Genomic DNA, 19,502 nt, shown 5'->3' with positions numbered 1-19,502 from the left:
GGGTCCCGCGGCGCCGGCACCGCGCCGCGGGACCCTCCGCCGCCTCCGGCCACGCGCCTCGAACCGGCAGCGCTCGCGTGCCGACACCTGGCCCCGCGGGCGGGGCCAGGGGAACTCATCCCCCAGCTCAGGCCGGGGTCGCGAAGGCGCTCAGGGTGACGACCGTGCCGCTGCCGGAGGTCTGGACGGTGACGTCCGGGCAGAGCCGCTGCACCAGCCAGAGCCCCCGGCCGCCGAGCGTCTGCGGGGACGGCAGGCGGGGCGAGACGTCCGCGGGAATACCGCCTCCGTGGTCACGTACGGTGACCGTGACGGCGCCCAGGGCGGTGGTGACGGTGACGTCGGCGCTCCCCCCGCCGTGCTGGATCGCGTTGATCACCACTTCGTTCACCGCGATGGTGAACTGCTCCGCGCGGTCGAGATCCAGGCCGGCGTCGAGCGCCGCGCCGGTCACCCGGTGCCGGACGGCGGCGACGCCGGGCGCCGTGACACCACGTACCGTCGCCGCCACCGGACGGGAATCCGGCTGGCCGGCTGATGTCACGTCCACAACGACCTCACCGCCGGAGCCTAACCACCACCGGCGATCTGCGCCCGAGACGCCGCGATGCCGGTGGTTCACTATAAAGTCAGCACGTTCACCGGTTCGGGACGCGAGAGGAGGAGGGCCCGCCGATGTCGACCCCCCATCATCGTGAGACCGACGCCGTCACGGTGGTCGCGCGCGGCGAGATCGATCTCTCCACCGCCGGCGATCTGCAACGCGAGATCGAGGCGGCCGTCGCCGGCCCCGCCTCGGCGGTCACCGTCGACCTCGGCGAGGTGACCTTCCTCGACTCGGCCGGGATCAACGCCCTGCTCACCGGGCGGCGTTTCGCCGACGATCACCGCAAGCCGTACCGCGTCACGAACGCGCAGGGCATGGTCCGGCAGCTGCTGCGGTTGACCGGGGTGTGGGACCACCTCTCCGCGCCGGCGGGCGGGTAGCCGCGTTGCGGCGGCAGGGGCCACCGCGGCCGGCAGACACTCGGGTGAGGATGCGATGGTGATGGGCGGCGACACCTCGCAGGCCGGCAGCGAGGAGAAGCTCCGGCGGTTGCAGGCGGTGACCGACGCCGCGCTCTCCCAGCTCGGCGTCGAGGACCTCCTCGACGAGCTGCTGGAACGCACCCGCGACCTGCTGCAGGCCGACACGGCCGCGATCCTGCTCGTCGACGCCAGCGGCACGGAGCTGGTCGCCACCGCGGCCAGCGGCCTGGAGCAGGAGGTCCGCCAGGGCGTACGGCTGCCCATCGGTCGCGGATTCGCCGGTTCGGTGGCGGCCCACGGCGAGCCGGTCATGATCGAGCAGGTGGACCACGCCAACGTCATCAACCCGATCCTGCTCAGCCGGGGAGTCGCCTCCGTCCTGGGCGTGCCGATGCTCGACGGCCCCCAGGTCATCGGCGTCCTGCACGTCGGCACCCTGACCCCGCGCCGGTTCACCGCCGACGACGTCGAGCTGCTGCGCCTGGTGGCCGACCGGGCCAGCCTGGCCACCCAGGCCCGGCTGTCGCGGCTCGACCGGGCCGCCGCGGTGGCCCTGCAACGCAGCCTGCTGCCCGCCCGGCCCCAGGCGGTGCCCGGGCTCGACGTCGCCGCCCGCTACGTGCCCGGCAGCGCCTCCGGAGTCGGTGGCGACTGGTACGACCTGTTCCGGCTGCCGTCCGGCCACATCGGGATCGCCATCGGCGACGTCGCCGGAAACGGTCTGCGCGCGGCGGTCGTCATGGGACGCATCCGCAGCGCGCTGCGGGCGTACGCGCTGGAGACCGAGGACCCGGCCGAGGTGCTCACCCGCCTCGACCGCAAGGTGCAGCTCTTCGAGCCGGGGGCGATGGCCACCGCGATCTACGCCGTCCTGGACCCCACCCTGGAGAGCGTCACCGTCTCCAGCGCCGGGCACCTGCCCCCGCTCGTCGCCGAGCCGGGCGAGGGCACCCGGCTCGTCCCGATCGAACCGGACCTCCCGCTCGGCGCCTACCCGGGCGCGTCCCGGCGCGTCGCCCGTATCGAGCTGGCGCCCGTCGGTTGCCTCTTCCTCTACACCGACGGGCTCATCGAACGGCGTGGTCGCCACCTCGACGCGGGGATCGACCTGCTGCTGCGGTCGCTGACCTGTCAACCGGCCGACGCGATGTGCAGCACCGCGATGGGCGCGCTGCTCTCCGAGGCGGAAGCCACCGACGACGTCGCGATCATGGCGGTCCGGCGTACCGGCGGCTGACCGCCGACGCCTCGGCCCCGGCGGCGCGGCGGCGGCTCGCCGCCCGCGGTTTGCCGCCCCCGCCCGCGGGTAGACGCCGCTGTCCGTTCCAGGGAAGGGCGGCGAAGGTGGAGAACAACGAGTTCATCGACTCCGTGGCGAAGCGGCTGCGGACCTCGTCCGAGCAGGCGACCGCCATCACGCGGGCCACGCTCACCACGCTGGCCGAGCGGATCGAGAGCGGTGAGGCGAAGGATCTCGCCGCCCAACTGCCCGAAGAGCTCCAGGGGTACGCCCACGGGCCCGCCGGCGAAACCGGGCGGTTCAGCTTCGACTCGTTCATCAACCAGGTGAGCGGCCGGGCCGAGGTGGACGGCTCGACGGCCCGCGACGGGGTGCGCGCGGTCTTCGACACGCTGCGCGAGACGATCCCGCCGGGGGCGTACGACGACGTCATCACCCAGTTGCCGGCGGACTTCTGGCAGCTCACCGACTCTGCCGGCCGGTACGACGGCCGCCGCGGAAGCTGACCGGGGACCGGGTCGACCAGACATCGATTGATGCGAAGCTGGCTATTCGGCGAGTGGCTCGATAGCGTGCCCGTTAACGCTCGGGTAATGAAGGTGTCACTCAGGATGATGACGACCAGCGCCGACCCCCAGCTCGTCCGGCGGGCCGCCCGGGGTGACCGGGTGGCCGCCGCGACCCTGCTCGCCGACGTCCGGCCCGGACTGATCCGTTACTGCCGCGCGCGGCTGGGCCGCGCCGGCGACACGTACGCCCAGGCCGACGCCCTCGCCGACGAGATCTGCCTCGCGGTGCTGCGGGACCTTCCCCGGCTCGGACCGGGGATGCCGTTTCCCGCGTTCGTCCACGGGATCGCGCTGCGGCTGGTGGCCGAGGCGCGGCCGACGATCCGCGGGGTCGCCGCCGAGTCGCCGGCCGAGGGGCCACCGCACCGGACCGCCGTCGCCGACCCGACCCGCCGGCTCGCCGGCCTGCTCGGCCTGCTCTCCGAGGCGCAGCGGGAGATCCTCGTGCTCCGGGTGGCGGTCGGCCTCACGGCCGAGCAGGTCGGCACCGCCCTCGGCATCTCCGCGGCCGCCGTGCGGCTCGGCCAGTCCCGTGCGCTGGCCCGGCTCCGCACCCTTCCCGGAAGCGCGCTCGGCGTGGTCGCGGCGTGACACGTTCGCGACGGCGGGGTCGCGGCGTGCCGGAGTCGGACCACGACGCGGGGGTCGCCGCGTGACGGAGCCGCACCGCGAGGAGAGCGAGGAGCTGGACCTCGCGACGATAGCCCGGGACGATCAGCTGCTCGACGCGCTCGGCCGGGGCGAGCACGGCCCCGCCGACGATCCGGTAGCGGCGACGCTGGCCGCCTGGCGTACCGACCTCGTCGACGGCCGTCCCCCGCGACCGCGCCGGGGCGGTGTGCCGGCCCCGGCGCAGGTGGCCTCGACGCGGGCCGGCCGCGGCGCGTCGCGGCTCGCCGCGGCCGTGATCGTCGTCCTGGCGCTCGCGACCGGGCTCGCCGTGGCCGGCCGCCGGGCGGAGCCGGGAGGTCCGCTATGGCCGGTCACCCGGGCCCTCTATCCGGAGTTGGCGCAGCTGCGCAGCGCGGAGCAGGAGCTCGTGCGGGCCCGCGCGGCGGTCGGGGCGGCCCGCCCGGACGAGGCGCGGCGCCAGCTCGAACGAGCCCGCCGGCGGCTCACCGGGGTCGACACTGCCGACGCCCGGCGCCTGCTCGCCGACCTTGAGGCGCTGGAGAGCGTGCTGGAGCCGGCGACGACGGTTCCGGAGCGCGGACCGGTCCCGTTCCGCTGACGATCGGGTCATCCGGTCCGGTGGATGCGCCGGCTTTCCGCTGTCCGATCGGCTCCGGCGAGGCGCCCACCGGCCCGGCGCGGCGCGACGGGCCGGTGGCCCGCGGGCGGTTGCGCCCACCCGAGCCGATCCCGGCCCTGGCCGGCTGATCCGCCGAACACGGTTGGCTTTCCGCAGTCGGCCACCTATGGTGGTCGGATGCCCTCGGTCGGTAAGGATGCCGCCACCGTCACGACGCTGACGGTGCTGCAGGCCGCCCACCGACCGGTCCGTGCCGCGCTGCCCGGAGGGCGTTGCGCCGGCGCGCTCCTCGCGCCCACCCGGCCCACGCAGGGCCTGCCGAGCCCGGTTCCGGGCCGTGGCCCACCGGCGGATCCGTCACATCCCAGGAACGGACGCCAAGGGCGAAGCGAACCGCTTCGGCCCTTTTTTCTTTATCCGGATAAGGAGACCTCATATGAGTACGGGCACCCACCGGCGGGCCGACCAGGACCGGCTCGACAACCTGCACGCATCCCTCAGCAAGGAGTTCGAGGCGCAGAGCGCGAGGCTGACCGAACTCACCGCCGACACCGGCGACCCGGGCCAGGCACACACCCAGTCGGCGTTGATCGCCGCCGCCCGGCAGAGCATCGAGCAGATCGCGGGGGCGCTGCGGCGGATCGCCGAGGGCAGCTACGGCGTCTGCGAACGCTGCCAGGGTGACATCCCGGCCGAGCGCCTGGAGATCCTGCCGCACGCCCGCTTCTGCGTCCCCTGCCAGCAGAAGCAGAACGGCTGATCCGTCGCGAGGGCGGAAGGACGGCACCGGCCCCCTGACCGTCCCTCGACGACACGCCCGCCGCCGGGGCAGTACGCCACCCCGGCGGCGGATCGGGCTCAGCAGCGGGGCACACCGGGGATGTACCCGTTGTGCCCGGTCGAGACGTACGCGTCGGAGACCCAGCGGTTGGTGCCGATCCGGTTCCAGACGTTGGTGGTGCCGGCGGGGCCGGTGACGGTGCTGCCCGCGGTCTGGCAGTAGACGCTCACCGGTGCGCCGTCGGCGACCGAGCCGACGACCGGGTACCCGGTGCCGGGCCCGGAGCGCACGTTGAGGTTGGCCGACCCGGTGTTCACCGTGCCGGAGCCGATGCCGGTGACGCCGTTGACCAGCTGCAGGTAGTAGGTCCAGTTCCAGTTCGGACCCGGGTCGGTGTGGGTGGCGCCGGGCACCTCCACGTGCCCGATGATGTGCGCGCGGTCCCGGGGGATGCCGTACTTCGTGGTGAGGGCGCGGGTGAGCGCGGCGGAGGCACGGTACATCGCGTCGGTGAACCAGGCCGGGTTGTCCACGTACCCCTCGTGCTCGATGCCGATCGACTGGGTGTTGTAGGTCCAGTTGCCCGCGTGCCAGGCGATGTCCTTCTCCCGCACGGACTGGGTCACCGCGCCGTCGGAGGAGCGGAACGTGTAGTGCGCGCTGACCCTCGACGCGGGGTTCTGGAACCAGCTGATCGAGCCGGCGTACGAGCCCTGGGTCACGTGGATGACGACGTAGTCGATCTGCTGGCTGGTGGGCCGGGAGGCCACGGTGTAGTTGCCGCTGTGGGCCGGCACCCAGGCGGCCGGCGGGTAGTCGGTGCTGAGCGGGACCCGATCCCCGGCCCGGTCCGGCTCGCCCCGCTGCGGGGTGACGACCCGGCCGGTCAGCGCCTCGCCGCGCTCGGCCGGGAAACCACTGCGCAGCAGGTCGAAGACGGCGTCGGCGTAACGGCGGGCGGTGGCCGCCGCGCCGGCGCTGCCGTAGCGCGCGACCGGCCCGTACCACCGGCCCAGGTCGTCCCGCGCCGCCGCGGTGAGGCCCGCCTCGTCGGCGTACCCGCGGAGCACGGCCGCCGCGCCCAGCACGTTCGCCGCCGGGTCGGTGCGCAGCGCCGCCGGATCCAGTCCGGTGCGGGCCGCCGCCTCGTCGAGGGTGCGCCGACCCGGGTGACTCACCATGTGCATGAGGCCGTACCCACCGGTCGCGCTCGGATTCCCGCCGTGCATGTCCAGGCGGGTCTCCACGTAGCCGAGCGCCACGAGCAGGTCGCGCGGCACGTCGTACCGGAGCGCCGCGGTGTCGAAGGCGACGGCCAGCGGGGCGGACGGTGCCCGGGCCGGGTCGGCGGTCGCCGGCGAGCCGACCGTGGCCGTGCCGGCGAGCGCGGTGAGCAGGGCGAGTGCGCCGCCGAGCGCCGAACGGGCGCGGCGGGCGGTGCCGACTGCGGTCATTGCCACTCCTTCCCAGGGTCGGCCGCCCGGCGGCCGCCGACGGACACGCTGGTCAGCACCAGCCGTTGACCGGACCGTTGACGCCGGTCCAGAGGTACGCGTCGGAGACCCAACTGCCGTCGCCGAGCCGGTTCCAGAGCGCGGTGGTGCCGTACCGCCCGGTGTGGGTGGTGCCGTTCGCCGAGCAGGAGATGGTGACGGTCGCGCCGTCGGCCAGCGAGCCCAGCACCGCGTAGCCGGTGCCGGGGCCGGCGCGTCGGGTCAGGGTGCCGCCGCCGTTGGCGTCCACCACACCCTGGGTGAGCCCGAGCGCCCCGTAGTTGTGGATCGCGCCACCGGCGCCGGTCCACGCCGAGCCGTGCCGGGCCCCGCCCTGGTAGGCCGCCGCACCGTTGGCGAACGCCCACTTGCCGATGTCGTGGTCGGCGATCGGAACGTAGGCGTTGTTCTGCCGCAGCCCGAAGTGGACGTGCCGGCCGGAGGCCGCCCCGCCGCAGGTGACGTCGGTGCCGGTGTAGCCGAGGAAGGCGCCCTGAGCGACGCTCGCCCCGTTGACCGAGACGTTGTTCCAGAGGTGGTAGTAGTCGGTGGCGTAGCCGCGGTCGTGGATCACCCGGATCCACCCCTGGCACATGGTGTACGCGGCGCCCGCGCGGGCGGCGCGGACCACCTGGTCGCCGCCGTGCAGGTCGACGGAGCTGTAGGGCGTCTCGCTGCCGCCCCAGCCGTGCGGGCCGCCGCTCAACGTCCACGTCTGCCCGACGGCGAACGGCAGGGCCATCCCGGTGCGGTAGTCGCCACCGGCGTACAGGGGGGCCGGCGCGGTGGCGAAGAGCGTCTTCTCCCGGCTCGTCACCAGCGGGGACGCGGCGGCGAGCGGGGCGAAGTCCGCCTCGCCGTCGAACGCGATCCGCCATCCGCCGCGCTCGGTGCGGGCGACGAAGACCGCACCGGTCGGGTGCGCGTCCGCCTCGGGTGGGGCCAGCGCCACCGCGGTGCCGAAGGCCCAGCCGGCCGCGCTGCGGTCGACGCTGACCCGGGTGCGGGGCGCCGTCGTGTCCCGCGCCGGCCCGGCCGTGGCCAGCAGCTTGCCGGTGACGGCAGCGGTGAGGGTGGTGGTGTCCGGTGCCCCGGTGACCGGGGCCGCGGCGGCCGGCGTGCCGGCCGCGAGCAGTCCCAGGGTCGTCAGCAGGGCCAGGGCCGTGCCGCCGGCCCGTCGTCGACTGTGCATCGTCGGTGACCTCGCTCTCTTCGTACGCTCGACGGGGTTGACCTCGGTGCGACCGTCGGCCCTGCCGGGTACGACGGCCCGGACGGTCAGGGGTGAGCGGCGGCCCGGACGGTCAGGCCGGGACGACGGTGAGGTGCGGACCGGCCGCCGGTGGCGCGCCGGCCAGGCTGATCAGCGTCTGCCCGGTGGCCTCGTCCACCACGGCGACCCGCACCGACGTCGGTTCCGGGTCGGCCAGCGGCACGGCGAACACCGCGGTCGCCGGGCGGCCCTGATAGCGCGCGGCGTGCCCCACGAAGCGCCACCCGTCGTCGTCCCAGTGCTCGCGCACGTCGGAGCGGAGCAGCGGCGACACCTGCCGGTAGGCGTCGCTGCGCTGGAGTTGCTGCACCGTGGCGAGCAGCGGCACGCCGGAGGTGCCGCGGAGTGGGTGGGTGATCCGCATCCGCAGCTGGCGCAGGGGCAGCAGCCAGTTCCGGTCCAGCTCCGGCGAGAGCGCGACGACGGCGGCCAGCTCGACCAGGAGCACGACCGTGCCGCCGGTGGGCCGTGCGGTGAGCGCGGTGAACCAGCCGCCGCCGGCCGACGCGGCCAGGCCGGCGGCGGCGATCAGCAGCCCGGCGCGGCCGAGGCTGCGGCCGGAGACCGGGGCGGTCTGGGTGCTCAGGCAGCCGCAGGAGGAGGTGGGCGCGACCCGGCGGGCGTAGCCGAGGTAGCCGAGGAAGCCGGCGGCCAGCGCGGCGGCGGCGACCGCCTCCCACGGCTGGGCGGGTGGCAGCAGGAGCAGCCCGCCGAGGGTCAGCTCGAACCCGCCGAGCAGCCGGTACGCGGGCAGCGCCCGGGAGTGGCCGACCAGCCGGACGAGCGCCGACCGGTCGACGGTCGCGGCGGCGTGCCGGCTGAGCAGTTTGACCCGGGCGGACCAGAGCAGCACCGCGCCGACGACCAGCGGTTGCAGTGCCGCGATCAGTTCGATCATGGGTTTCCCTCCGGGGGTCCGGCGACGTCCCGGGCGGTACCCGGCGCCGCCCGGGACGCCGCGCTCAGGCGGCGGCGTAGACGGTGGCGATGTCGATCTCGTTGGTGTCCGGGTGCCAGGCGCCGAGCACCTGAACGTGCCGGCCGACCCGCAGCAGCGACAGGTCGCTGACGGCCGGGGCACCGTTGTAGACGGCGGCGGAGACCTGCGGCACCACGTGCGCGACGATGCGCTGCCCCTTGTGGTCGAGGTGCAGCACGTTGCGGCCGACGGAGGTGATGTGCCCGTGCACGTTGACGATGTTCACCCAGACGGAGTCGGCGGCGAGCGTGCCGTCGGGCAGTCGCACACCACGGGCGTAGAGCCCGTCGCCGGTCGCGACCCGGTCGAAAGTGGTGGGGCGCAGCTTCCAGATGCTCGTGCCGTCGGTGACGCGGATCGAGTGCAGGACCGTGTCCGAGCCGGTGACCAGCAGCATGTTGCCGGAGATCTTGCTGATCCGGCCCTCGGCGAAGTTCGGGTCGGGCAGGCCGGGCTCGATGGCGGACGCCTCGGCGGCGAAGGCCGCGTCGGGGGCGAGCGAGCCGAGTCCGGTGGCGCCGACCATGCCGCCGAGCGCGGCCGTGGCGAGCAGTCGGCGACGGTCCAGGGTCTGGTTCACGGTGACGCCCTCCCGTTTCAGACGGTGTCGACGGAGCAGGGCCGCAGCCCGGTGGTGAGACTGGCGATCGCGCTGTACGCGGCGGGCGTCAGGTCGATGATCCGGTTGCTGCCGCAGGCTGAGCCGCAGCAGGTCCGCTCGCCGCAGAAGAGGTCGGTCTGCGGTCCGCAGTCGGCGATGGTGGTGCCGACCCGCGCGCCGTTGCAGAGGTTGGTGGTGTAGTGCCGGAAGCCGCAGCCGCGCCGGCTCATCCCGGTCACGCCGCAGGCGTCGGGGCGGGTGATGGCCAGGCACGCATCCGAGGTGTTCGGCCAGGCGTGCTGGTAGTTGGCCGATCGGCAGGTGCCGCAGGCGCCGCCTCCGGCGGTGCCGCAGGGACCCCAGGCGCTGCCGCAGCAGAACCAGGACACCTCGCCTCGCAGAGCTACCACGAGTGCCTCCTTCCATGGATGACAATCGATGCTCATAGATATAGACGGGAATTGTTGTGTCACAAAGCATCGAAGTCAATCGCTTGAAAGAAGTTTTCCTACATCTGCCGCGCGGCGCGGCTCACCGCCCCGTCGTACCGGCCGGGCAGGATGTCCAGGGACGGTGGCGACGCGATGTGGGGGCGTGAGATGACGTACGGCTACTTCAACTCGATGAAGGCCCGGCCTGGACACCGCGACGAGGTGGTGACCATCCTGCTGGCCGGGGTCGACGGGCTGCGCGCCGCCGGATGCCACCTCTACGCCGTGGGAGTGACGGAGGACGACCCCGACCTGATCCGGGTCAGCGAGCTCTGGGACTCGAAGGAGCAGCACGACAGGTCACTCCAACTGCCCGAGACGAAGGCCGCCATCGCCCGGGCCATGCCCCTGCTGACCGGCGAGTTCGCCGGCCAGGAGATGACAGTCGTGGGTGGCCTCGGCGTGTGAGGCCCACGCCGGCTTCGGGCCGGCCGTGACGGCCGGACCGGGCGGTTCACACGCCGCGGGCCCGCAGCGCCCGGATCGACCAGTCCAGCACCGGGGCCAGGCTCTCCGTCGCGGGCCAACCGTTGACCACCGAGAGCAGTCGCAGGTACCGCTCCCGACTCGGGTCGCTCGCCGCCTCCAGCCGGGACAGCAGCCGGCGCCGCGACGAGAGGTCGTCGGGGCGGGCGCAGAGCCGGGCGTACCGACCGCTCATCGCGGCGACCACGGCGTCCGCCCGCGACGAGTCCGGTGTGACGGCCGCCGCCAGCGCCGGTCCGGCCTCGGCCCGGACGAGCGCCACCGCGTCCGGACGGGCCACGGTGGCCGAACCGTCGGCGCGGTCGGCCGCGTACTGCTCCGCCAACTGGCGCATCCCGGCACGGAAGTACTCGTCCTGGCAGAGCTCGGCCAACTCGATCCACGCCTCGACCTGGTCGACCTCCGGATCCTCGGGCAGCTGCGGGGTCATCGAGCGGCGGAGACCGACGACGGCGCCATCGGTGTCCAGCCCGCCGAACACGGTGTCGAGGAAATCGCCCACGAGGTGCTCCCGCTCCTCCTCGGCGAGCGTGGCCAGCTTGTGCACCAGTTCCATCCTCTCGGTCGTGCCGTTGCCCCTTGCGACCACCGTGAGCACCGCCCGGCGCAACCGCAGCAGCCGGATCTGGACGGCGAGCGCGTCGGCGTGGGCCGCGGCGGCCTCGGCGAGCGGGACCTCCCGGTCGACGACCCGGGCGATCGTCGGCAGGTCGAGCCCGAGCACGCGCAGCGTCCGCACCAGCTCCAGCCGGGCGAGCGCCGCCACCCCGTAGCGGCGGTGACCGGCCGAGCTCCGCCCGGACGGGGGCACGATGCCGCGGTCGGCGTAGAACCGGATGGTCTTGACCGACAGCCCGGTACGCCGGGCCAGCTCACCGATCGAGTACCACGTGTCGCCGTTCATGTCCTCCACCCTCGCTTCTCCCCCCGGGGGAGATGCAAGGCCCGTCCGGTCACCGGATCGGGCGCGAGCGGCGGCCCACTCCGCCGACGGGAGCGGGCCGCCGCGCCACGGTGCGTCAGACGGCGATGCGTCCGCCGTCCACCGGCAACACCGCGCCGTGCACGAAGCTCGCCCGGTCACTGGCCAGATAGGCGATCGCCTCGGCGACCTCCTCCGCCGAGCCGGGCCGGCCGGCCGGAGCCTGGGCGGCCTGCCGGTCGAGGGCGTCACCCATCGGGGCGGTGCCGCTGGTCCGGGTCGGGCCGGGGCTGACCGCGTTGACTCGAACCCCCCGGGGCCCGTACTCGGCCGCCCAGGACTTGGTGAGCAGCACCAGGGCCGCCTTGCTCGACCCGTAGAGGGCGAACCCGGCGGCACCGTACTCGGCCACCATCGTGGTCACGTTGACGATCGCGCCGTGGCCCCGCTCGGCCATCTCGGGCGCGAGCTCGGCCACCAGGAAGTACGGCGCCTTGACGTTCAGCGAGTAGACCGCCTCGAAGTCCTGCTCACCGGTCTGCTCGGTCGGGCCGAACGGATAGATGCCGGCGTTGTTGACCAGGATGTCCACCCGGCCGGCCACCGCTCGGGCCCGGGCGGCCAGCGACCGCGCCGACGCCTCGTCGCGCAGGTCGGCGACGAGGAAGTCGGCGCGACCACCGACCGCCCGGATCTCGCCGACCACCTCGGCGCCCCGCGCCTCGTCCCGGCCCGAGACCACCACGTGGGCCCCCCGCTCGGCGAGGGCGAGGGCCGCCGCCCGGCCGATGCCGCTCGTGCCACCGGTCACCAGCGCCACGGTTTCCTGCAATTCCATGATCTCTCCCACCCACATCCATGTCGCGTGAAGCTCCGGTCGGGTTGTCCCGACCCGTGGATGTAAGGCGTGCGGCGATCCGGGCTTTCCCCACTGACTCACGGGACCGCTTATGGCCGCCATAAGGCGCTCCCCGCGCCTACGCCGGCCCCCGATACTCCAGCGCCGCGATCAGGTGCCCGAGGTCACGCCGGCGTGAGCTGGCCGGCCACGAGGCCCACGTACGCCGCACCAGCGGATGCCCGACCAGGGGCGCCCAGGTCAACGACTCCGGGATGGGCTGCGGCCAGTCCGGCGGCGCCAACGCGAACGCGCCGCCGCTCGTCACCGCGGCCAGCTTCACCGGCGCGATGAGCCCCGGCCCCTCCGGCGGAGTAAGGCCCGGGTCGAGTCCGTGGCTGCGCAGGATGGCGGTGACCTCGTCGTACCAGGTGGGGCTTCCGGAGCGGGGGAAGCCGACCCAGTCCAGCCCGGCGAGGGCGTCCAGCCGGATCCCGTCGGGCCCGGCGAGCCTCGCCGCCTGCTCGGCGGCGAGCAGCACCCCCAGGCGCTCCTCGACGACCAGCACGGCGTCCAGGTCAGGGCCGACCGGATGCTCCCGAACCAGACCGACGTCGAGCTCCCCGGCCCGGAGCGCGTCGACCTGGGCCGAGGTCGACATGTGCAGGGCCTGGACGCGGGTGCCCGGGTACGCGCCGGCCAGCTCGGCGAGCGGGCCGGCGAGCAGGTCGGCGGGGAGCTCCAGCGGGATCCCCAGCCGCAGCACCGTCTGACCCGGCCCGGTGTGCCGGGTCACCGCGGCCACCGCCTCGTCGTACCGGGCGAGCACCGCGCGCGCCTCGGTGAGCAGCGTCGCCCCCGCCTCGGTGGCCCGCACCCCGGTGCTGCTGCGGACCAGCAACTGCACGCCGAGCTGCCGCTCGATGCCGTTCATCTGCTGGGACAACGCCGGTTGGCTCACGTGCAGCCGACGGGCGGCCCCGGAGAGGCTCCCCTCCTCCAGCACCGCGACGAACGCCCGCATCTCCCGCAGCTCCACGCGCCCATGACACCACGCCCGGCCGGGCCGGTTCGCGGAACGGGCCGGCGACGTCACGTCCGCCACCCGGACGGCTCCGGGAACCGCGCCGGGAACTGTCGAGCCGACAGTCGTCCCGCCGGCCCGACACCCTCGGCACATCCACGCCGGCGAATCCGATGCATCGACGGAGGGCGACGTAGAGTGGGCAGTCCTGGCCCCACTGATCGTGGCTGGTCCGGCGCCGCGCCCGCAGCGGACGTGGCAGCCGGCCGCCGACCGGAAGGAGCACAGTGAACCGACACCTCAGGACCGCGCTCTCCGCAGCCCTGACCGCCACTCTCCTCGCCACCGTCGCGGCGGCGCCCGCCGAGGCGCACCGACGCGGTGGTAAGCCCGCCGTCATCGCCCTGCCCGACGGGTTCCAGCCGGAGGGCATCGCCACCGCCGGCCGGTACGCCTACTTCGGTTCGCGCGCGACCGGCGAGATCTACCGCGCCGATCTGCTCGACGGCGACGGAAGGGTGCTCAGCCCCGCCACCGGCACCCCCTCGCTCGGACTCAAGGTCGACCGGCGCGGACGGCTCTTCGTCGCCGGTGGCGCCGCCGGTGACGCCCGGGTGATCGACACCCGCGACGGCCGGGTGCTGGCCCGCTACCAGTTCGCCGCCGCGCCGACGTTCGTCAACGACGTCGTCCTCACCGACCGGGCCGCCTACTTCACCGACTCCAACAAGCCGGTGCTCTACCGGCTCCCGCTCGGCCGCCACGGCTCGCTGCCGCCGGCCGGCGGCTTCACCACGATTCCGCTGACCGGCGCGTTCCAGCAGATCGGCACCGGGGTCAACGCCAACGGCATCGTCCGCACGCCGGACGGCCGGGCCCTGCTCGTCGTGCAGTCCAACACGGGCACGCTCTTCCGGGTCGACCCGGCCACCGGGGCGACGAGCACCGTGGCCGTGCCCGGGCACACCTTCACCAACGGCGACGGGCTGCTGCTCGACGGCCGGACGCTCTACGTGGTGCAGAACCGGCTCAACCAGGTCGCCGTGGTGGCGCTGAACCGCGCCGGCACCGCCGGCCGGCTCATCGGCACGATCACCGATCCGGGCTTCGACGTGCCCACCACCGTGGCGAAGGCGCTGGGCCGGCTTTACCTGCCCAACGCCCGCTTCACCACCACGCCCACCCCCACCACCGAGTACGACGCGGTCGCCGTCTCGCCGCGCTGATCCAGCCAGGAGGGGGAGCCACTCGTCACCGGGCCGGCTCCCTCTCCCGCTGCGCGGCGCCGGAGGCACTCCCCGCGGACGCCCCGCCCGGCGGGGATCGGCGCACCACGGCGGCCGCCACGGCGAGCAGGCAGACCGCGGCGGCCACGACGAGTGACAGGCGAGCGCCGAGGCCGACGGCGGCGGACCCCAGCGGGGTGGCCAGCACTATGGGTCCGAACATAGCGGTGTTGGCGGTGGCGGACACTCGACCGAGCAGCGCCGGCGGCGTGTGTGTCTGCACCGCGGTGATCGCCGCGACCAGCGTCCACGGCAGGCCGATCCCGCCGACCACGGCCGCCACGACGACGGCCGGCGGCCAGGGCAGGCCCCGGCCGAGGCAGGCGGCGGCGAAGAGCAGGGCGCCCACCGTCGCCACCCCTACCGCGCCGTGCCGGGACAGGAGCCGGCCGACGACCAGTCCCCCGGCGACCGATCCGGCGCCCTGCGCGCCGAGCAGCACGCCGAGGAAGGCGCTCGGCAGGTTCAGGTAGTCGGTGACGACCGCGTAGACCGGTGCGGTGGCGAAGCCGGACATGGCGATCGAGGCGGCGGCGAGCCCGACGGTCACCCGGGTCACCCGCTGCCCGAACAGGACGCGGAAGCCGGAGCACACCCCGCCGGGCTGCTCGGTCGCGCCGACGGACGGGGCGCGGGCCGGCCGCAGGGCGGCGTACAGGACGGCCACCAGCACGGGCATCAGGGCGCAGAGCACGGCCACGGCCTGCCCACCGTGCCACGTGTACAGGCCCGCGCCCACCGCCGGGGAGATCAGCTTCATGCCCTCCCGAGCACTCGAGCGCCAGCCGTTGACGTGGGCGAGTTCGGCCGGCGACAACGCCGACGGCAGCAGCGCGGTCTCCCCCGCGTCGATCAGCAGGTAGCTGACCCCGTAGCCGGTCGCCACCGCGAAGAGGAGCCATGCCTGGCCCGAGCCGCGCACCACCAGCAGGCTCGACACGGCCGCGGCCAGGACCAGGTTGGTCACGACGAGCAGCGGTCGCCGCGGCACCCGGTCGAGCACGCCACCCAGCCAGGGGCCGGCGAGTTGGGGGCCGTAGAGGCAGATCCCGGCCAGGGCGGCGAGGCCGGCCGACCCGGTGAGGTCGAGGATCCAGATGCCGGTCACCAGGTTCATGGCGCTGCCGCCCAGGCCGGAGAGCACGGAGATCGCCACGAACAGCGCCGCGTTGCGTCGCACAGCCACTCCAGGGTTGAGTCGAGATGACTCAGATCCTCAAAGGTGAGCCGCGCTTTATCAATGCCGACGGCGGCTGTCAATCAAATGTTGACAGCCCGATCTCCAGTCGTGCGGTGACCGCCTGCACTGGCGCCGGGAGGCGCTCCCGCCCGGCCCGGACGAGGTCGTCGGCGATGTGCCGGGACAGCGTGTACAGCGCGCCGGGGTCAGCGTCGTGGCTGACCGACACCGTGTCACGCACGAGCGCCGCAGCCGGAAAGCGGCCGTCCCACTGCTGGTCGGCGTCGATCCAGCGCTGGAGGTCCGCCACCGTCGCGCGCAGCGTCACGAGCCGGTCCGACCATTCCCGGTCCCGGTCCCGCCGACGGGCCCGACGGGCCGCCGCCAGGCGTTGCCGACGCTGCTCGGCCGCCTGCCGACTGGCCAGGCCGAGTGCCACGGCGATCTGCGCCCAGGTCGCGCCGGCGTACCGGGCACGGTCGATGAGTTCCAACTCCTCTTCGTCGAGGCGCAGGCGGTCGGCCCGGAGTTCGCCCAACCTGTCCAGCTCGTCGGCCACCTGTCAACATTACATTGACACTCCGGCGGGAAATGGGGGCAGCAGAAGGGAAGCGTGGCTGCGACTATGCTCTCCCGTGGAGATCAACAACCGTCCTGACGTCGGCCCGGCGGGCGGGCCGTCCCGGCTGACCCCGCAGCGCGTACGGTCGGCGACCCTCGCGCTGGCCGGGCTGGCCGCCTTCGGCAACGCGCACACCCTGCCCTGGATTCTGGTGCGCCCCGGGCAGGACCTCGACGAGCGGCTGCTCGGGATCACCCCGTCCGAGGCCCCCCAGACGTACGCCCTGGCCGACCTGCCGGGTTCCCGGATCGCGCTGTACCTGGGCTGGCTCGCCCTGCTGGCGGTCCTGGTCCTGGCCTGGGTACGACCGCAGTGGCGGGACGGCCTACGGCTCGCGTGCCTGGCGGCGACACTGGCCGGCGCGGCGCTGACCTTCCTGCCGAGCGGCGCCGCGATGGATGCCAGTGGTTTTCCTCGGGCCGACTGGCCGACCAGCACCTATCTCACCGGCACCTGGCTCGCGCTCAGTGGCCTGCTCCTGCTGTCCGGGGCGGCCTTGGCGATGCTGCCGCGACCATCGGGGACCGCGAAGGTATCCGGGCCCGCAGAGACCTCCGGGGCTGCCGTCACGCCCGGGGCTGCGGCCACGTCCGACACTACGGGCACGTCCGGGCCCGCAGGCACGTCCGCGCCGGCGCCCGACGAGAGCCGCGCTCCGGTTGCCGAGCACCCGGGCGAGCCGCGACCGGCAGCGCACGGTCCGGTCCCCGCCGGCGCGGCCGCCGTCCTCGACGCCGAGCCGGCACCGCTGTTCCGACCCGCGCCCGCGCGCGCTTCTCGTCGCACCGCGCGACGACGCCCGTTGGCGGTCGGTGCCGCCGCGCTCGGGGCGGTCGCGTTATCGGCCGTGGCCACCGTGCTGGCCTGACCTCGGCCGGACAGTCCCGACGACCGCAGCGCCGCCGACGGGGTCGAGATCGCGACCATCGGGGAGCCGGGACGGGCGACGCCTCCGGTGGCCTCGCCGCGCTTCTGGTCACGGCCCCGGACGACGCGACGCCCGTCCTCGCCCCGGTCCGGGACGACAGGGTCGACATCACCCGCATCACCTCGCTGGCCGAACCCGGCGCGATGCTCATCTTCCCGCGACTGCTCAACGTACGGCACACGGCCGGCACGGCCTGGACGCAGCCGAACTCCGCCTCGATGATGGTCGTGCTGTTCCAGTTCGACACGTCGGAGCTGGCCGAGGACTTCCGGACCTCCTACGCGAGCATGGAGCGGTTCAGGCGCAGGCCCGGCTCGGCGGTGGCACTCGCCTCCGTGCCCGACGCGGCGGCCTTCGTCGGCATCAGGGGTGACGGTGCGGTCCCGCCCGACGTGCACGCCGTCGCGCGGCACGACGACATCGTCGTGCTCGTCACCGCGAGCGGCGGCGCCTCGGATGACGTCACGGGTGTCGAGGCCCTGCTCCGTCGCCAGTACCAGCGGCTCTGACAACTCGGGCGAGGTGATCGTCCTCATGCCGACGGCACCCCGCGGCCAGCGTAGATTCGGTGCCGCCGGGCCCGTCACCAGGACGCGGCCTGGGCGACGGAGGATGGCATGACGGGTACGGCGCAGGCACCGTTGCGGGTCGCGCTGCTGGGTTACGGCATCGCGGGCCGGGTCTTCCACGCCCCGCTGATCGCCGCGACGGCGGGGCTGCGGCTGCACGCCGTGGTGACCCGGGATCCGCAGCGCCGGCAGCAGGTCCGGCAGGAGCACCCCGACGCCCGCCTGGTCGACGACGCGGAGCTGCTGTGGCGCTCGCCCGAGGCGCTGGACCTGGTCGTGGTGGCCACCCCGAACCGGCAGCACGTCGCGATGGCCCGGGCGGCGCTCGCCGCCGGCCTGCCGGTGGTGGTCGACAAGCCGCTGGCCGCCACCGCCGCGCAGGGGCGCGAGCTGGTCGACGAGGCAGCCCGGCTGGGCGTGCCACTGACCGTCTTCCAGAACCGCCGCTGGGACGGCGACTTCCTGACCGTCCGCCGGCTCGTCGAGCAGGGTGAGCTGGGGCGGGTCACCCGCTTCGAGTCGCGGTTCGAGCGCTGGCGGCCGACGATCAAGCCGGGCTGGCGGGAGCACGCCGCCGCGGACGAGGCCGGCGGCGTCCTCTACGACCTGGGCGCGCACCTCATCGATCAGGCGGTGCAGCTGTTCGGGCCCCCCTCCCACGTGTATGCCGAGGTGGACCGCCGGCGTTCCGGCGCGCAGGTCGACGACGACGCGTTCGTCGCGCTGACCCACGCCGGCGGGCTCCGCTCGCACCTCTGGATGAGCGCCCTCACCCCGCAGCTCGGCCCGCGCTTCCGCGTCCTCGGCGACCGGGCGGGCTACACCTCGTACGGGCTGGACCCGCAGGAGGACGCGCTGCGCGACGGCGGCCGGCCGGGCGGCTCCGGCTGGGGCGAGGTCGCCCCCGAGCAGTACGGCCGCTTCGGCGTCGACGGTGACCTGCGGCCGCTGCGCACCGAGCCCGGCAGCTACCAGAGCTTCTACGCGCAGGTGGCGGCGGCGCTGCGCGACGGTGAGCCGCTACCGGTGGACGCCCGGGACGCGGTCGACACCGTCGCGTTGATCGAGCTGGCACACCGCTCCGCCGCCGAGGGCGTGGTACTTCCGGTACCGCCGTCCACGGCGCGCTGACCGTCGGCGGGCCGGAGCCTGCGCTACGGTGCCCGGGTCGGGGGCCGTAGCGGCGGGAGGTGCCGGGGTGACCATCGGGACGTGGGTGCCGCAACGGCGCACGGGAAGCCCACCGCTCGACTACTATCTGCTCCTCGACCGGCCGGGCGGGCTCCACGAGAGCGCCGAGGCGATCGTCGTGGAGGAGTTCGTCCGCGCCCCGGACTGGTCGACGGTGGGGCTACGCAGCACGGCCTGGACGCCGGGGGCCGGTTGGCGCAGCTCCGCGTCGTTCAGCCGGGCCATGCGCGGCGAGCCGGAGCTGCGCGCCCGGGTCCGACCGGTCCCCCGCGACGCCGCCGACGCCACCCACCGGCGGCTCGGCGGCGGTCCGCTCGCCGACGAGACGTCGCTGCGCGCCCACTTCCACGACCATCAGGCCTTCCCGACCACCGCGCCGCTGCGGCTCGGCACCGCGTCGGCGCCGCCCGGCTGCCACGAGCGGCGGATGTACCGGGTCCTCTTCGCCGGCGAACCGGCGCCGGACCGGATGGCCGGGCTCGCCGCGCACTGGCGGCCCACGGTCGACCCGGCGGCCGACGGCGCGCCCGGCGGGCACCGTCGCCTCGGCGACGACCGGTTCAGCTGGACGGTGCGCCGGATCGGCGGGGGTCTCGCCTGGGCCCTCGACCTGACCGCGGAGCTCGCCCGCCCCGCCGACGAGGCGGTCGGGCCGATCATGCAGGAGCTGACCTCCGCCGTACGCCTGGCCGGGCTCATCCCGGTGACGACCGAACGGTTCGCCTGACCGACGGGGCGCCTCCGGATC

23 protein-coding genes are annotated in these 19,502 nt (G+C 74.5%); 12 read left to right on the top strand and 11 right to left on the bottom strand.

Annotated elements, in window-relative coordinates:
- Window positions 1-127: 127 nt before the first annotated feature.
- Window positions 128-550 (bottom strand): ATP-binding protein, encoded by a 423-nt coding sequence (locus tag E1211_RS09925; protein ID WP_207915319.1) that lies wholly within the window; start codon window positions 548-550, stop codon window positions 128-130.
- Between the two features lie 125 nt (window positions 551-675).
- Between E1211_RS09925 and E1211_RS09920 the strand changes: the two genes are divergently transcribed.
- The 6 genes from E1211_RS09920 (at window position 676) to E1211_RS09895 (ending at window position 4,850) form a co-directional block, all read left to right on the top strand.
- Complete coding sequence (locus E1211_RS09920; RefSeq protein ID WP_132347678.1) at window positions 676-987, top strand: STAS domain-containing protein; 312 nt, start codon at window positions 676-678, stop codon at window positions 985-987.
- Between the two features lie 61 nt (window positions 988-1,048).
- Window positions 1,049-2,266, top strand: a complete 1,218-nt coding sequence (locus E1211_RS09915; RefSeq protein ID WP_132347676.1) for a PP2C family protein-serine/threonine phosphatase — start codon at window positions 1,049-1,051, stop codon at window positions 2,264-2,266.
- Window positions 2,267-2,373: 107 nt separating this feature from the next.
- Window positions 2,374-2,775, top strand: a complete 402-nt coding sequence (locus E1211_RS09910; protein ID WP_132347674.1) for a DUF2267 domain-containing protein — start codon at window positions 2,374-2,376, stop codon at window positions 2,773-2,775.
- A 105-nt stretch (window positions 2,776-2,880) separates the two neighbouring features.
- Window positions 2,881-3,429: a sigma factor-like helix-turn-helix DNA-binding protein gene (locus E1211_RS09905; RefSeq protein ID WP_132347672.1), complete on the top strand. Its 549-nt coding sequence runs from the start codon at window positions 2,881-2,883 to the stop codon at window positions 3,427-3,429.
- A 61-nt stretch (window positions 3,430-3,490) separates the two neighbouring features.
- On the top strand, window positions 3,491-4,069 hold the full coding sequence (locus E1211_RS09900; protein ID WP_165947218.1) for an anti-sigma-D factor RsdA: 579 nt from the start codon (window positions 3,491-3,493) through the stop codon (window positions 4,067-4,069).
- A gap of 457 nt (window positions 4,070-4,526) precedes the next feature.
- Window positions 4,527-4,850: a TraR/DksA C4-type zinc finger protein gene (locus E1211_RS09895; RefSeq protein ID WP_132347668.1), complete on the top strand. Its 324-nt coding sequence runs from the start codon at window positions 4,527-4,529 to the stop codon at window positions 4,848-4,850.
- Window positions 4,851-4,948: 98 nt separating this feature from the next.
- Here E1211_RS09895 and E1211_RS09890 read toward each other — a convergent pair whose 3' ends face one another.
- The 5 genes from E1211_RS09890 to E1211_RS09870 all read right to left on the bottom strand — a co-directional run bounded on the left by E1211_RS09890 (window position 4,949) and on the right by E1211_RS09870 (window position 9,627).
- On the bottom strand, window positions 4,949-6,325 hold the full coding sequence (locus E1211_RS09890) for an N-acetylmuramoyl-L-alanine amidase (RefSeq protein ID WP_243709470.1): 1,377 nt from the start codon (window positions 6,323-6,325) through the stop codon (window positions 4,949-4,951).
- Window positions 6,326-6,377: 52 nt separating this feature from the next.
- Complete coding sequence (locus E1211_RS09885) at window positions 6,378-7,556, bottom strand: peptidoglycan DD-metalloendopeptidase family protein (RefSeq protein WP_132347666.1); 1,179 nt, start codon at window positions 7,554-7,556, stop codon at window positions 6,378-6,380.
- 112 nt (window positions 7,557-7,668) lie between these two features.
- On the bottom strand, window positions 7,669-8,535 hold the full coding sequence (locus E1211_RS09880) for a MauE/DoxX family redox-associated membrane protein (RefSeq protein WP_207915318.1): 867 nt from the start codon (window positions 8,533-8,535) through the stop codon (window positions 7,669-7,671).
- Between the two features lie 64 nt (window positions 8,536-8,599).
- Window positions 8,600-9,196: a cell wall protein gene (locus tag E1211_RS09875; protein WP_132347664.1), complete on the bottom strand. Its 597-nt coding sequence runs from the start codon at window positions 9,194-9,196 to the stop codon at window positions 8,600-8,602.
- 17 nt (window positions 9,197-9,213) lie between these two features.
- Window positions 9,214-9,627 (bottom strand): septal ring lytic transglycosylase RlpA family protein, encoded by a 414-nt coding sequence (locus E1211_RS09870; protein ID WP_243709469.1) that lies wholly within the window; start codon window positions 9,625-9,627, stop codon window positions 9,214-9,216.
- A gap of 150 nt (window positions 9,628-9,777) precedes the next feature.
- Here E1211_RS09870 and E1211_RS09865 point away from each other — a divergent pair, with 150 nt between their 5' ends.
- Window positions 9,778-10,116 (top strand): putative quinol monooxygenase, encoded by a 339-nt coding sequence (locus tag E1211_RS09865; protein ID WP_243709468.1) that lies wholly within the window; start codon window positions 9,778-9,780, stop codon window positions 10,114-10,116.
- 46 nt (window positions 10,117-10,162) lie between these two features.
- On the opposite strand, the gene E1211_RS09860 is transcribed toward E1211_RS09865, so the two are convergent.
- From E1211_RS09860 to E1211_RS09850, 3 genes are all read right to left on the bottom strand, one after another.
- Window positions 10,163-11,098 carry a MerR family transcriptional regulator gene (locus tag E1211_RS09860; RefSeq protein WP_132347660.1) on the bottom strand — a complete coding sequence of 312 codons (936 nt, stop codon included), beginning with the start codon at window positions 11,096-11,098 and terminating at the stop codon, window positions 10,163-10,165.
- A gap of 115 nt (window positions 11,099-11,213) precedes the next feature.
- A complete protein-coding gene (locus E1211_RS09855; protein WP_132347658.1) occupies window positions 11,214-11,954 on the bottom strand; it encodes an SDR family NAD(P)-dependent oxidoreductase in 741 nt (246 codons plus the stop codon).
- A gap of 139 nt (window positions 11,955-12,093) precedes the next feature.
- On the bottom strand, window positions 12,094-12,993 hold the full coding sequence (locus E1211_RS09850) for a LysR substrate-binding domain-containing protein (RefSeq protein WP_207915317.1): 900 nt from the start codon (window positions 12,991-12,993) through the stop codon (window positions 12,094-12,096).
- A 272-nt stretch (window positions 12,994-13,265) separates the two neighbouring features.
- Here E1211_RS09850 and E1211_RS09845 point away from each other — a divergent pair, with 272 nt between their 5' ends.
- The gene (locus E1211_RS09845; RefSeq protein ID WP_132347656.1) at window positions 13,266-14,204 is read left to right on the top strand and encodes an SMP-30/gluconolactonase/LRE family protein; all 939 of its coding nucleotides are present in this window, start codon (window positions 13,266-13,268) and stop codon (window positions 14,202-14,204) included.
- Between the two features lie 25 nt (window positions 14,205-14,229).
- Here the strand turns inward: E1211_RS09845 and E1211_RS09840 are convergent, their stop codons facing one another.
- Window positions 14,230-15,444: an MFS transporter gene (locus tag E1211_RS09840; protein ID WP_132347653.1), complete on the bottom strand. Its 1,215-nt coding sequence runs from the start codon at window positions 15,442-15,444 to the stop codon at window positions 14,230-14,232.
- A 76-nt stretch (window positions 15,445-15,520) separates the two neighbouring features.
- The gene (locus tag E1211_RS09835; RefSeq protein WP_132347651.1) at window positions 15,521-16,003 is read right to left on the bottom strand and encodes a hypothetical protein; all 483 of its coding nucleotides are present in this window, start codon (window positions 16,001-16,003) and stop codon (window positions 15,521-15,523) included.
- Window positions 16,004-16,079: 76 nt separating this feature from the next.
- Here E1211_RS09835 and E1211_RS09830 point away from each other — a divergent pair, with 76 nt between their 5' ends.
- From E1211_RS09830 to E1211_RS09815, 4 genes are all read left to right on the top strand, one after another.
- Complete coding sequence (locus E1211_RS09830; protein ID WP_132347649.1) at window positions 16,080-16,934, top strand: hypothetical protein; 855 nt, start codon at window positions 16,080-16,082, stop codon at window positions 16,932-16,934.
- Window positions 16,935-17,137: 203 nt separating this feature from the next.
- Window positions 17,138-17,503 (top strand): hypothetical protein, encoded by a 366-nt coding sequence (locus E1211_RS09825; protein WP_132347647.1) that lies wholly within the window; start codon window positions 17,138-17,140, stop codon window positions 17,501-17,503.
- A gap of 108 nt (window positions 17,504-17,611) precedes the next feature.
- The gene (locus E1211_RS09820; RefSeq protein ID WP_132347646.1) at window positions 17,612-18,694 is read left to right on the top strand and encodes a Gfo/Idh/MocA family oxidoreductase; all 1,083 of its coding nucleotides are present in this window, start codon (window positions 17,612-17,614) and stop codon (window positions 18,692-18,694) included.
- A gap of 67 nt (window positions 18,695-18,761) precedes the next feature.
- The gene (locus tag E1211_RS09815) at window positions 18,762-19,481 is read left to right on the top strand and encodes a hypothetical protein (protein ID WP_132347644.1); all 720 of its coding nucleotides are present in this window, start codon (window positions 18,762-18,764) and stop codon (window positions 19,479-19,481) included.
- Window positions 19,482-19,502 lie beyond the last annotated feature (21 nt).

The sequence above is a fragment of the Micromonospora sp. 15K316 genome, from assembly GCF_004348525.1.
Lineage (GTDB): Bacteria > Actinomycetota > Actinomycetes > Mycobacteriales > Micromonosporaceae > Micromonospora.
The sequence above is the reverse complement of the archived record's forward strand: the minus strand, read 5'-3'. Positions and strand labels throughout refer to the sequence as shown.

Bases quoted from the DNA above. Each gene is read 5' to 3' on its own strand.
- E1211_RS09885 (WP_132347666.1), bottom strand. From the start codon at position 7,556: ATGCACAGTCGACGACGGGCCGGCGGCACGGCCCTGGCCCTGCTGACG.
- E1211_RS09865 (WP_243709468.1), top strand. From the start codon at position 9,778: ATGTCCAGGGACGGTGGCGACGCGATGTGGGGGCGTGAGATGACGTAC.
- E1211_RS09820 (WP_132347646.1), top strand. From the start codon at position 17,612: ATGACGGGTACGGCGCAGGCACCGTTGCGGGTCGCGCTGCTGGGTTAC.
- E1211_RS09890 (WP_243709470.1), bottom strand. From the start codon at position 6,325: ATGACCGCAGTCGGCACCGCCCGCCGCGCCCGTTCGGCGCTCGGCGGC.
- E1211_RS09825 (WP_132347647.1), top strand. From the start codon at position 17,138: ATGCTCATCTTCCCGCGACTGCTCAACGTACGGCACACGGCCGGCACG.
- E1211_RS09905 (WP_132347672.1), top strand. From the start codon at position 2,881: ATGATGACGACCAGCGCCGACCCCCAGCTCGTCCGGCGGGCCGCCCGG.
- E1211_RS09855 (WP_132347658.1), bottom strand. From the start codon at position 11,954: ATGGAATTGCAGGAAACCGTGGCGCTGGTGACCGGTGGCACGAGCGGC.
- E1211_RS09860 (WP_132347660.1), bottom strand. From the start codon at position 11,098: ATGAACGGCGACACGTGGTACTCGATCGGTGAGCTGGCCCGGCGTACC.
- E1211_RS09915 (WP_132347676.1), top strand. From the start codon at position 1,049: ATGGGCGGCGACACCTCGCAGGCCGGCAGCGAGGAGAAGCTCCGGCGG.
- E1211_RS09920 (WP_132347678.1), top strand. From the start codon at position 676: ATGTCGACCCCCCATCATCGTGAGACCGACGCCGTCACGGTGGTCGCG.
- E1211_RS09895 (WP_132347668.1), top strand. From the start codon at position 4,527: ATGAGTACGGGCACCCACCGGCGGGCCGACCAGGACCGGCTCGACAAC.
- E1211_RS09880 (WP_207915318.1), bottom strand. From the start codon at position 8,535: ATGATCGAACTGATCGCGGCACTGCAACCGCTGGTCGTCGGCGCGGTG.